This window comes from Amycolatopsis minnesotensis (assembly GCF_039529815.1).
GTDB lineage: Bacteria > Actinomycetota > Actinomycetes > Mycobacteriales > Pseudonocardiaceae > Amycolatopsis > Amycolatopsis minnesotensis.
On the sequence record NZ_BAAANN010000036.1, the window covers coordinates 63,310 to 77,495 of the forward strand.

1 protein-coding gene (running past one end of the window) is annotated in these 14,186 nt (G+C 68.0%); it reads left to right on the plus strand.

What is annotated here, in order from left to right; all coding sequences use genetic code 11:
- Positions 1-14,186, plus strand: part of the annotated coding region (locus ABD256_RS34315) for a WXG100-like domain-containing protein (RefSeq protein WP_344428775.1) (this coding region is incomplete at its 3' end). 19,430 nt of the annotated region lie beyond the right edge of the window; 14,186 of its 33,616 annotated nt are in view.

Sequence of the window (14,186 nt, forward strand, 5' to 3'; positions counted from 1 at the left end):
ATGGCGATCGAGTTCACCGAAGGCGAGCGTGCGCTCGCCTATTGGTTGACCGGTGATGATCCGCCTCCTATCAACGAGGACAAGGTGTGGGGGCTGTCGCATGTGTGGCGGTCGCATGCGCAGCGGTTGCGGGAATTGCGGGTTCGTGCGCGTGCGGTGGTGAACGCGATCCGGAGTTCGGGGTTCGCGGGGGAGTCGGAGCGGGCGTTCGCGGCGCGGATGGGCCCGTTCGTCGATGGTGAGAAGAACTGGCTGGACGCGTCGGCCGATCATTTCGACCTGATGGCTGATGCGCTGGACAAGATCGCGGTCGAGGTGCAGTTCACCAAGATCGTGGTGTTGACCGAGCTGGCATTGCTGGCTGCGGAGATGGCGTTCTACCTGGCGTGGCGGTGGTGGTTTCCAGGGCTGGAGGCATGGTTCCTGGCGCGGGTGTTCATGCACCGCACGGTGATATCGAAAGTGCTGACGTGGTTGGCGCAGCGGATGGCGGGGCGGTTGCGGATCCCGGTGCAGATGCTGGGCGCGCTCGCGACGAGTTTCGGTCAGCAGCTGGGGTTGGTGTTCATCGCGCAGCAGGCGCAGATTTCGATGGGGACCCGCAAGGAACACGACACGCAGCACTACAAGAACGCCGCGGTGATCGCGACCGTGGGGTCGATACTGGCGTTCGGGGGAATGTTCGGCGGGCCGTGGTTGAAGAAGATGCTGGGCGATGTGGTCGTCAAGCACGGTGGTACGCGGGACAAGGTGGAGAAGTGGTTCGACAGCCATGTGACGAAGATGGTGGCGGGCGGCAGCCACGAGTTCTTCACCGAGATGATCGGCACCCTCATCCTGGAGGGCAAGCTGGTGGCGAACCCGGGCGCGTTCACCGCGGGGGCGTCGGAATCGCTGGCCGAGATCTTCGGTGGCGGTCTCGGCGACAAGCTCAAGCAGAAGCTCATCGATTCGGCGATCGACACGGAAAACAAGGCCGGGAACGAGAAGGACGACTCGGACCACGACTCCGGCTACGGCAGCGACACGGACAGCGACTCCCACAGCGATACGAGCGGCGACTTCCACAGCGACACGAGCAGCGATTCGGGTAGCGACGTCGATTCGGTCTTCGATCGCGAAGTCAACGGCCCGGCCGGGGGCGACCAGGGCGGAAACCGGGAGTTGACCACCGGGAACACCACCCCGCCGCCAGTGACCGGCCACGACGAGAGCCGCAGCACCAACGAGAACCACACGGCCACCGCTACTTCCGGCGGCAACACCAGCGGCGACCAGGGCGGCACGAACAGCTCCGGTGAGAACCGGAACCCACAGAACCAGAACGAGAACCAGAACGAGAACCAAAACCAGGACCAGAGCCGGAACCAAGGCCAGGACCAGCAGCAGGACCAGGTCCGGGACCAGCAGGGTCAGAACCAGGACCAGAATCAGCAGGACCAGATCCCGGACCAGAGCCGGAACCAGCACCAGAGCCAGAACCCGCAGGACCAGAGCCAGCAGAACCGGGGCCAGGACTCACAGAGCCGGAATCAGCAGGTCCAGGACCGGAACCAGCAGGTCCAGGACCAAAGTCAGCAGCAGGACCAGGTCCAGGAGCAGAGCCGAAACCAGCAGCAGAACCAAAATCAGGTCCAGGACCAGCAGGACCAGGTTCAGGACCGGAGCCAGCAGAACCGGGGCCAAGACCCGCAGAACCGGGACCAGCAGGACCAGGTTCAGGACCAGCAGGTCCGGGACCAAAGCCAACAGCAGGACCAGAGCCGAAACCAGGACCAGAACCAGAGCCAGCAGAGCCGGGGCCAGGACCCGCAGGGACAGAGCCAAAACCAGCAGAACGAGAACTCGAACCAGGGGCGGCAGCGGGAGGCGACTGGCCGCGACCTCCCGGCTACTTCCCCGCAGTCGCAAGCGCCCGTGGGGCAGGACGGCCGGGTGCAGGCGACTCCGCCAGCTTCAGGCCCGGTCGCCGCCGAGACCGCGGTGCCGCCCGTCGGGCAGGACGCGCCGGGCCAGGGTTCGCAAGCGGTGCCGTCGACCAGTCCCGCTGCCGCTTCCACCGGCGGTGCCCCCGCCACGAGCGGTTCCGCTGCCACGTCGACGGGGAACGCGCCGCAGGGAGGGCCCACCGGCACCGGCGCGACCACGAACTCGTCCTCGAGTTCGAGCACCACGCCGGTTTCGCAGACGCCAACGGGGCGAGGACCGGGCGGACCGGTTACGACCACAGGATCGAGCAGCACGGTTTCCGGACCGGAGGGCAAGGCTCCCGCCGCTGGCACGCCGGGCCGAGGAAAGCCCGCGGTCACACCCACGACGGCCAGCCCCGCCATGCCCTCGCGCGGTGATGGCGCGAGGGAGCAGGCGCCTGAGGTCGCGACGGCCTCCGTGGGAGCGTCGACAACGAGCGTCGAAGAGACGACGCCGGTGGAGGAAACACCGGAGCAGGTCGCCCCCGAAGAGGAGTCGCGGAACGAATCGGCGGAGGAACAGCCCGCGGAAACGTGGGTGGCTCACGGGCGGAAGGTGGACCCCGACCCGTGGCACACGGAGATGGTCGCGTTCTTCTCGAAGCGCGAGGCGCTGCCGGAGAAGCTGCGGGGCCTCGTGCGCGAGCCGGTGGACGAGCTGCGGCTGCCCAAGGTGTCGTTCAAGGACTTCACGTGGCTGTCTTCGGTGCTGTCCCCGGTCCAGCAGTTCAAGATCGTGGAGACGCACGGCCGCGAAGTGATGGCGGGGCTCTACGAACTGCTGCTGCGGCAGCGGCGGCAGGGCGACCGCGCGCGCGTCGTGGCCCTGCTCGCCAATCGCGAACTCGGCGGTTCCTTCTCGCTCCCGGCCTTCCGCTCGACCCAGTCACCCCCGGACGACCTCGAAAAACTGCTCAAGCGCGACACCGCGTTCGAATCCGGCACCGAATCCACCGTCGATTCCCGTGATACGGATTCGATTTCTTCCGTCGATTCGGTGGGGACCGATCTGTCCGGTGCCGGTCAGACGCGTCCCTTGCTCGAATTCAGCGACAACCTGCGGGAAAAAATTCGCACCGAGATGGACCGGCTGCACCAGGAGGGCCAGGAAAAGACGACTCCGGAACAAGCCCGGCAAGCTTACGACAAATGGTTTACCTGGCGCAGCGAACCTCGCTCTCGTGGACTGCCGGCGAACATCCCCGAAACAGCGTTCGAGGTCGCCTGGATCGACAGAGCTGGGCGATTGCCTCGGCTTCTTGGTGGAGCACCGGGTCCGCAACCCGGTTACGGCGATGCCGGCCCATCCGGATCGGGAAGTCCGCAGGACGTCGCTGAGGCGCCGTTCGTCGCGTCCGCCTGGCAATTTCCGGGCGTCGTGTCTGGCCCCTACGCCAATCCCCACGCGGTGGCTGAGGTTCAGGCACGGCTCGAACAGATGGCGGAAGACGCGACCATCACGGGACGGGGCCCGTACCACAAGATGCTCGGCCCGGACTTGTTCGGCTTCGGCCGTACGCCTGAGGCGCCGGAGAACTTCCGCGGGCTGGACTACGACAACCTGAGCGCGGCGCAGGGCATGACCCTGTTGGAGCACTTCGACCTCAGGAGCCCGGTCCAGGACTTGGCCACGGTGACCCCTGAGGCAGTCGCCGCCGCCGAGCAGGACGTGCTCGTCTCGGACTGGTCTGAGGCCGAACTGGCGTACTGGGAAGGTGTGGGCGTCGACCGGAGCGCGGTACCTGCCAGGCGTGAGATACCCAAGCTCCTGCACGGTATTTGGCTCGGCGGGCCCTTGGCCGATGTGGGAACCACCGCCCTGTTCCAGAGCCGGTTCGCCGCTTCGGCGAGGACGCTGGGCGGGCGTGCGGTGTTGTGGACCGATGTGCCGCGAAGCCGGATCGAAGCGTCGATGATCGACGACTTCGACGCTTCCCTTGCCGGTGTCCGGGAGATGGTGCGGTGGGCGTACGAGAACCGGATAATCCTGGTCAACGTCGACGAGGTGTTCAACGCGGACACGCCGATGCCACTCGACTCGTTCTACCGGGCAGGACTGACCAAGGGGACGGGGCAGGGTTATGCTGCCGCGTCGGACATCTTGCGGGTCGCCGTCGCGGAGCGGTTCGGTGGCCTGTACCTGGACGGTGACGACCTGCTGGTTGATCCGGACGTGTTGAGTGTCGTGCACGCGGGGCCTGGCTACGGATTCGGTGGCAGGGTAGTGACTCGCCCCGACGGAAACACGGTTCGTGAGACTGGCAACAGCGTGCTCGGAATGGCCAAGGGGCACCCCGTGGCCAAGGTCTACCTCGACGTGATCGGAAACAACTACCAGCAGACCCAGCTGGACCTCTTTCCCCTGGCGACCGTGGGCATGCCGTCGAGGACTTTCGCCACGGCGGAAGGCATGATCCGGCGCAATTCAATTCTTCATCGCGCCGGCCCGCAAATGGTCTCCGTTCTCGAGAACCGTCTCGGAATCACCGATGTGCCCATGATCGGTGGCGTCGAGATCAGCAGCAACCAGAGTTGGATTCCGGGCTCGGTCACCCAGGCACACCGTCCGCGTGTCGGAGCAGCTGATGCCGTGGGCACGGCCCAGCTGACCGCGAAGGTGGTGCAGACACTGGTTCGCCAGCTGCGCAACCGCCAGGGGGACCTCCACCTGACCGAGGTCGCCCAACTGGTGCTCGAGCACGACACGCCGGACGTGGTGTGGGCAGCGGCGCTCGGGTTCCTGGCGAGCATTCCTGCCTTGCGCGAGGAAGTGCGGAGTGTCACCACGAGTCACTTCGTGAACGGCGGGTTCGTCGCGGTGCCGGTCCCACCGGACGTCGCGTCCTTGATCAGCGTCTGGGACGGAAGGCGAGCCGAGTTCCGAGGTGAAAACATCCTCACGGCGGCGATGCACGACTCGGGCCTGAGCGGTTCGGCCATGGCGGGTATCGGCTGGCGGGAACTGGTTTTCCGCGAGGACATCCCGGACCTGATCACGAGTGTCCTGCTCAAGCAGGCAGAGGTGCGAGAGCTCGTGGCGAGACGACGAGCCGAGCTGGCGGCAGGTTCGTCGGGCCCTCGGGCACGAGGTCCGATGCGTCCCGGGCTTCGCGGTGGGGCGGCGGAGACGGGGAACGAGCCGGGGCGGGGCAACGTCCGGCAGACCGTGGACGAGTTCTTGGTGGAGAACGACGTTCGCGGGTTCCGGGACGAAGCGGAGAGCAGGCTCGGGCACGACGATTTGCAGGATGTCCGGGACGGGCTGCTGAGCAGGGCCCAGACCTTGCTCGATGAGCTTCCGCTACTGGAGGACCGGCAGCGCGCCTGGCTGCACCAGGTGGTCGCCTTCCAGTTGCACACCGGGGACGAAGCGGAGGTCCGTGCGGGCCTGGGGGCGGATTTCGGTGCGGGTTCGAGGCTTCGGCAGTGGTGGACCGACGAACGCTTGGTGGACACGGCCGGTGGTGTGGGAGAACTGCCGGCCGGGGACAGGGCCGCGGCGGGCCGGGTGATCGCCGCCGCGTTCGACAGCGGTGCGATCAGTGATTTCGACCGTCAGCACCGGCCAGAGGTGGTTCCGGCGATCGAGCGGGTGGTCGGCGGTGTCCTCCGTGATCAGGGGTTGGCGGCCGGGCTCCAGGTGGCGGATGAGATCGCGGCCGACCGCGGCAGCATGGCCTTGGAGCAGACTCCGGAGCGACGCGAAATCGAACGGATTCTCGCGTCCTCGGCGGATTCCGGGCAGGACGGTGCGGGCGTATCGCCTGAGCCCGGTCTTGAGCGACCGGACGACACCAGCAGACCTGCCGAGGTGGCGCGGGAAACCCCGGCGCCAGAGCCTCCCTTGGTGTCGGGTGATGAGTTGGCGGCTGCGTTGTTGGGTTCGGGGCAGGGTGATTGGATTCGTGAGGGTGCGGGGTTGGTTGGGGAGCCCGCTGTGGTGTCGGGTGCGGAGAAGGCTGGTCCGGCGGACGCGGGGCCGGTTGAGGGAACCGCTGAGGTGTCGGATGAGGAGTTGGCGGCTGCGTCGCTCGGTTCGGGACAGGGTAATTGGGGCCGCGAGGGTGTCGAGGAGGTTCAGAATCCCGTCGCGGCAACGAATGACGAGAAGGCCGACCCACCTGCCGTGCCGACGGCTGATCCACCGGCCGCGTCGACGGCTGATCCGCCTGCCGCGCAGAGGTCCGGCGGCCAGCCCGCGCCGAACATCGTTGGAGATGCGCCCAACCTGAGAGCGGCGATCACCGCTTTCGAGGCCGAACTGGTTGCCGACCCTCGGTCGTTGGAGCAGGGTGGCACTTTCCGTGGTGGGGCGGACTCGCTGCTCGGACCACGGCCTCCGGCGCGGACGGGGTACGGCCCCGATCTGATCGAGCAAAAGCGCTTCTGGTCGCGGGTCGTCGATTCCGTGGCGCTGGTGATGGCGCGCGGTGGAAATGCCCAAGAGGTGGCCGATCGGCTTCGGTGGCACTTCGACCAGTTGCGGAACTTCGACGAGATGGCCCTGTGGGCCGAGCGTGAGCTGGGACGGTTCCGCGACGGGTTCGAAAGAGCCGAGCGCTTGTTGGACGAGTACGGCGCGCTTGACGAGGATGGGGCCTCGGATGTGACCGTTGCTCGTCAGTGGGTCGCGGAGCGTGTCGGTTCGCTGCCCCCGCCGGTTCCCGGCGGTGTTCCGGAACAGGTCCGGCAGGAGTTCCACAGCGGTATCCAGGCCAGTATGGCGATCTTGCTCATCGCGAGCGCGGAATCCGGGGGCAGGGTAGGGGATCTGCTCGCTTCCGGTGCGGGGCCCAGCCGTGCCTGGGGTCAGATCCGCCACATACGCGAAGCGGCGGAACAGATACGGCGGAGCAGCCGCTATTTGCCGCCCAGTACCCTGGACACCCAACGCCCTGGCCTTTTCCCCGAGGCGTTCGACGCGTTCTATACCGGACTGTCCTCGGAGCATCCTCCGCCGCGGTACGAAGAAACACCGGCTGCGCCGCCTGACGAGGACGCGCCGCCCGCCTACGACGAGTACGAACCGGCCGAGTTGATCGCGCGCGTGGTGGAGCTGGCCAACGAGATGCAAGGCATTCCGGAGGCGAGTGCCAGGATGTGGCGGTCTCGGATGCTCCCGCACGTGCTGCCCCCGGAAGGGAGCACGCAGGGCGAACTCGATCGCAGGCCCGCGGTGCACAACATCGCTTTGGACGCGCTGGCGTATCAGGCCTATGCCGAAAATGAACTACGCGCCGACGATCCGCGGGCGCTGCGGCTGCCGGACGACGTGGTGGATTTCCTGCCCGACACCATCGCCGACCAGCTTCCGGACAACACCGCTTTCCTGCAACGGCAAGACGACGCCCATGACGCCCTTTACGGCGCGTTCGCCGTCGCGTACCGGTACGCCGAACCCGATGGCACCACGACGGCCGCGCTGCTGCGGAACTCGCCACCAGCGGACTCCGGAGGACGCTTCGAGGACCTTCCGGCCAAGCAGCCGATTTCGGACGCCTCACCAGTGGTGGACGAGAAGCCTCCGCTGGAGGACGGCGACAGTGCTCTTGGTCGTGCGGCCGATCCGCCGAGGCGGCAGCCGGAAGACGAAGAGGACTTGTACGAGGCCATGCCGGGCCCGGAGCCCGCCGAGGACGCGATCACGCCCGCGCCCGGTCGGCCGGACGGGGCTGGGCAAGGGCCGCGAGTGGCGACGGTCGCCGGGGAGGAGCTGACCGGCGTCGCGGACATCGTGGACGCGTCGGACCGCCTGCTCGGCACGGTGCACGTCAACGAGCGCACCCGCGAGCTGTTCGCGTTGATCGATTCTCGTGATCCTGAGGTGGATCGGGTGGCCGGGGCTTCCCTGCGTCTAGCCGCTCGCGAGTGGCACTACTACCACGATGACGTGCGCCTGACGCGGTTCCTCGAAGGACTCAGCGGCATTTCCGGGACAGTGCGTGCGGAATGGGTGGACAACCGCGGCTATCGCGGCGGCCTCCGCGGTGCTGGACCAGGTATGCCCGGACAGGAAACGGCCGTGCTGGGCCGAGGACTTCCTGGTGGCGTCGCGGGGAATCCCGGGCGCGGTGTGTTCGGCCGCCCGGTCGGTGCTCCGGTGACGGATGAGGTGTGGGAGGAAGTGCTGAGGTTCCGGCCTCCCGATTTCCTGGGCGAGCCACCTGCCGATGGCGGGCACCCGACGCTGGTGGCGAAATTGAATTCGCTGAAAGTCGAAGGCAGGTTTCCCGAAGACGCTCTGCAAAGGAAACTTCCCGCAAGTCTGCGCTCGAGCGCGGAGTGGCAGCGCATACTGCTGAATGGCTGGATCACCCTGTTCCGCGCGGAGCACCCTGGCGTCAGCGATCCGGACCTGGCCGAGTACTCCGGTGAATTGACCACTGCCGACGCGCTGAAGGCCGCTCGGTCCAGGATCACTGTCGGAGAGGTCGGCGGGCCTCTGCTGGCCGAGGTCCGGGATCGGCTGAATCCCGCGACCGCGGAGTTCCTCGATGGTCTGCTGCCGGAGGAGCGCTATACCTTCGAAAAGCAGGTGACGACGGCCTTGCGGTTCTGGCCCGAGGATCGTTCCCGGTTGCTCGGGGTCAATCCGGCGGATCGGGCGCGGGTGGTCGATGCGTTGGCGATGGACTTCGCCTGGCGCCGGTTCGACGGTGGCGGCCGGGCTTGGGACAGGATCGCCGCACGAGTCGGCGGTGCGGCGTTCGCGCGGAGGCTGTGGCCGGGCGCGGCGGAGCCTGCTTCCGGGAACGTGCCGGATCTGCTGCGTGTCGTCGCGGGGCAGCACGGGGCGTCGTTGGCCGGAGTGCTGGTGGTGGCACGGCCGAAGGACGGTATCGCCACTGGTTCGTCCGGCAGGGCGTGGCTGATCGATGACGAGCTGGACCTGTTCCTGATCGCCGAAAACACCTGGAGCGACGAGCGCGCGGATCTTTGGGGTGATCCGCGTTTCGAGTATTCGGTGCTGGCGTTCGACGGTCGGGGTGGACAGCTCAGGGCCGATTCCGGCGGCCGAGTCGTGTCACCCGATGTCGTCAACGCCGAGCACCGTGCGCGACTCGTGTCCGGTGAACCGGTGGCAGGTGGTGACTTCTTCGCCGGTGTCAGTGCATACCGCGCGGAGCTCAAGCAGGCCGCCCACGCGATGGCCCAGTGGACGGCGCAGGGATATCGGACCTTCACCCTGCTGTTGCGGCTGCACGGGACAACGCAACAGGCGGCCGGGCACGATCGGATATACCGAGAACTGGGGAAAGCGTTCCAGCGCAAATTGAACGAGGTCCTGCGGACGGGTCGTTTCCCGGTGCGCGCTGACAGCGAGCTGAACTACCGCGTCGAACGTGAGCTGGTTCCTGCTCCGTCAAGAACGGACCACGGCAAGTGGGAGCTGCGGATGCAGCCGGACGGGCCGGTGACGCTCCGGCCGGTCGCGGCCGAGTACCTGGGCGAGGGCACGGCCGTCGGCGAGGACTGGCTCATGGGTGCGCCGGAATCCGACGACATCGACAACCTGATCGCGAGCGGCAGTACCCAGCCGGGGCCAGGGCTTCGTGGTGGGGCGGCGGAGACGGGGAACGAGCCGGGGCGGCGGAACATCGGGCAGATCGTGGACGAGTTCCTGGCCGACGGTGACATCCGCGGTCGCTGGGCCGAAGCCACGGGTCGGCTCGACGGGCTGGGGGAGGCCAGGGACGAGCTGCTGACGGCCGCCGAGGACCTGCTGGGCCCGGACGAACTTCCCTTGCTCACCGACGTCCAGCGCGAATGGCTGCGCCCGGTGGTGGCGTGGGAGCTGAACTCCGGGGACGCCGAAGAGATCAGCCAGGACCTGCAGGAGGACTTCGGGCCGGGTTCGGGGTTGCGGCAGGCGTGGACCGAGCAGCGGCTGACGGACACCGCGCGGGACGTGAACCCGTCGCCGGAGGAGCTGGCGCGGGCGGACAGGGTGATCGCCGCGGCTTTCGACAGCGGTGTGGTCAGCGATGCCGATCAGCAGCGCGCGCCGGAGTTGGTGGTGGCGATCAAGGAGGTGATCGCCGGTGCGGTGCGGGATGGGGGGCTGGCGCACGGGCTCCGGGTGGCGGACGAGATCGCCGCCGATCGGGGCAGCATGGCGGTGGAGTGGACACCGGCGCGGCTCGAAATCGAGGGCGGTACCGCACGGTCCACATTGGACTCCGTCGCCGACCGCGTCCGGGTCGCCGACGCGAGGTGGAGGGCGGATCTGCTGGTGTCGTGGGTGGTCGATACCGGCGTCGAGATCACTTTGGACGGTGCGCGGCGGACTCGCTCACCGGAGGAAGCGGCTCGCGTGGCGACGGCGGCGCGCGACGTGGTGGCGCTGAAGATGCACCGGGACGGGCTCGACGCGAGCCAAGCGCTGGTAGGGGAGATCGCGGCCGGGCTCGGTGCGAAGGCGAAGCCGAAGCCCGCGATGTCGACCACCTACCTGCGCCAGGACCGTCGCGTGCAGGTCCTCTCGTTCCCGGACCACCTGGGGGAGTCCGATTACGTGGCCGAGCTCGCCGAGGGGATTCCGCCGGACGGACTGGACCACTACGAGGTCAGGGACCCGGCGGTCGACTTGTCCAGGTGGGTTTCGGTCCCCGGGTTCTCCGACGCGATCTTCGTGCCGTTGAAGGTGGAAGGTGGTCGCGCGAGGCTGGTGGACCCGCGGTCGGGGGAAGAATTCGCCGAGGACGGGGCGGGTGCCGCGCGGATCGCGGTATGGCACCTGCGCGACGCGGACGAGGACCTGACCCGGCCGCTGGTGCTGCTGTTCGGGGACGCGGATCCCGCGTTCGAACGCGACTTCATCGACGAGCTGTGGCACCTGAAGCAAGCGGGCACGGTGTTCGCCGCGAACAACGAGGTCGGCTTCAGCGAGACGGGCGGCTTGACGATCACCGAAGCGGGCTCGAGCGGCAAGCGGCTCGACACCGGCGAGTGGTTCAGCGAGCATCGGCGCCCCGGGCTCATCGGCCGTGGTGGCGGGCTGGTCGAGCGGGCGCGGCAGCAGCAGCCGCGGTTGGAGGCGGGTTCCCGGTGGGACACGGTCAGGGCCGAGATCACCGAGGGGCTCGGCAAGAACTCCCTGTGGAAGCCGGTCGTCGGCGTGGCGTACTCGGACCAGAACCTGGACAGCGCGTTTCCGGGGATCCTCGACGGGAACCACGTCGATCGGATCGGGTTCCGCGAGCCGGAGATCGGTATCGACGTACTCCACCTCGGCCCGGGCAAGTACCTCGAAGACAGGACGATCGATCTCGTCACGGAAACGACGGTCTACGAAGACGTGCAGCGCTCGTCGGCCAAGCCGACCCTGCTGAGCCCCGACGCGCCGTGGTTCCAGATCATCGCGAAGTACGTGATCGTCAAGGTCAAGCCCAGCGGCGTCCTGAACTTCGCGACGTCGGTCTTCGAGGCGATGCGGTCGCGGACGCGGACGACCGCGGTGTCGGAGGCCGACGTTCCGGTGACGGCGATGGAGCACGAAGCGACCATCCGGATCACTTACCGGGAGCACCGCGCTTTCCCGTGGCAGAAGCCGAAACCGCCCCGGCAGCGGATCGCGAAGACCACCGTGGTCCTCGACTGGCGTCGCCCCGGCGTGCCGGACGACGGCCCGGTCGACTCGCGGAAGATCGTGCACACCGCGTTCCCCGGGGCGCCGAAGAGCCTCTCCGACGCGGTGTCCGAAAAGCTCGGCGGGTTCAGGGCGAACGACGCCGAGGTCGAACGGTTCCAGGAGTGGCTGGGATCGCTGGGCGCGGAGGAAGCCGGCCAACTGCGGAACGGGGTGGTCATCGGGAAGAGGTTCAAGTTCGCCGGGACGGGTGGTGCCACGACGATCCGGCTCGGCAGGGGCGTGGACACCGACGAGCACGGGAACCCGGTTCCCGTGCTGGGTACCCAGCAGTTCGATCCCGATCGGACGGAGGAGGTCACCGGCCGGGCCGAGAACGAGGCCGAGACGAAGAAGAAGGACTCGAACACCCGCGACACGGGGCTCGGTGTCATCGTGGCAGGCGGGGACGTGACCGGTCTGACCGGTGCCGCCGCCGGGCCGCTCGCCGTTCAGGCGAAGAGCGATCAGCGGAGCGAGTCGGTCGCCCCCTTCGTGAAGTCCGCGCGCGATCTGACGCATCGCGATGCGCTGGTGACCAGGACGCGGCCGATCACGTGGGCGGTGTCGATCGAGCAGGCGCGCGGCGAGGCGCTGCACTTCACGCTGCCGGGTACGGAGGTCCTGACCGAGCGCGACGAATGGACCCCCGCGCAGCTGAGCGCGGACGAAGTCTTCGAGCTGCTGCAAGGAGCCGACCGGACCACCGACCCCACCGCGTTCCGCACCGACCCGGCCGGCGATCCGAAGGAGGCGACCCGGCTGGAGGCGCCGTACCGGGTAGGGGCCTTCACCCGGCTCCCGGATCCGACCGTGCGGTACTGGACGAGCGAGATCGTCCAGCGGGTCCGTGAAGATCGCGACCACCCGGTGCCGGACGCGGAGGTGTGGAACCTCAGCCAGGCGATCGAGCGCCAGCTCAGGGTGGTCAAGGACGCGAACGATCCCCACTGGCACGTGCACCTGAGCACCGCGTTCCCCGGCGTCGAGGACGTCATCCTGGTTGAGCACCGGGATCTGGACAACGCCCGGTACGGCGGTGAGGTCGATCGCGAGCGCATCCGCACCGAACTCACCAGCGGGACCGAATACGGCACCGAGCACAAGAAGACCACCAGCTACAAGTGGGGCGTGGGGACCTTCGGGTACGAGATCGTGAAGAAGCTGTTCCTCTGGATCGAGGGCGAGCTCTACCACCACACCTCCCGGTCGGCCGAGCACAACACCCTGCAGGGTTTCGAGCACACCCAGGTACTGGACCGCGACGAACCGCTGCACCTCTACCAGTACCCGAGCCGGGTCGACATCGCCTACGGCGGCCGGTGGTCACGGCTGGAGGCGACCCCGGCGGCGCTCAGGACCGTGGTCGAGGTCGTGGCGCCGAGCCTGTCCGGGCGGGACGAAGGGGCCCGGCCGAGGCAGGCCGACGGGGTCTACCACGAAGGCCGGGCCCCCGCGTTCGAACGGGACGGGACGCTTCCCACCCGGTTCGAGGAGGTTTCGTCGAGGCCGCCGGAAAACGCGGTGCAGACGATTTTCGAGGGGCTCGCCGAACCAGCACCGTCCCGCTGGACGAGGTGGCTGAGGAAACTGGGGCGCCCCTTCGTCGGGAGCCGGCCGAAGGAGTTCGACGAGCCGGGCAGGAACGGGACGCGCAACACCGGGCTCGACGCACTGGAACCGCTGGCGAGTTCGGACCACCAGCGAGCGGGACGTCGCCGGGCGCAGCTGTCCGGGGACAGCGCCACCGCGGCGACCTACGGCGGCCGTGGTCTTCTGGCGGCCGTCGGGCGATCCGGCGAGGTGCACGTCGAATCGGGCCTCGGCGATCCGGAGATCATCGGAAAGGTCTCCGCGTACAAGTTCCGGAGCAAGGGGGCTTCGGCCTTCGGCGCGAGCCACGGAGGCGACAGGACGAACGGCGTCACCGCGTCCGCCATGGCGATCCCGTTCATGTTGCTGGCGAAGTGGCTCTACCTGAACGTGATCCTGAATCTTTCGCTCAACGCGCAGCAGACCGAAGGGCGAACCTCCGACGGTGCGGTGCGGGACACCGCCGACCGGAGCTGGGAAGAAAACGCCTACCTGGTCAGGTACAAGACAAGGCCGCAGTTCACCATGACCGCGGAAGGCATGGCCTGGGACCCCTTGAGCCGCAGGTACGAGCGCGAAACGCGGGTGTCGACCAGGTGGACGGAAGTGCCCGATGCGATCACCATCGCCGTGCCCGTCAGCGAGATCGATCAGGTCGGCGTGCTGCGCGAGGAGGACGTAGCAAGGCTTACGGACGAGGAAAGGACGCGTTACCGGGAAGCCCACCCGGTGGGAGAGCGGGCGCCCGAGAACGAGGCCGACACGAGGGGTCCGGTCGTGGAGGCGCCGCCGGAGGTGGGGCGCGGTATCGGGTTCGTGGAGCTGAACCGTCCGGATGAGACGGTCCCGCGGCTTCTTTCGGGGATCACGGACATCCTGGAGCGGTCGTCGCAGACCCGGACCGGGGAAGCCCACGCCACCAACCAGGTCGCGCTGAAGCTCACCCAGGTCGTGCGCGAGCTGCTGGACACCCCGGACCGGATCGGGGAACTCGA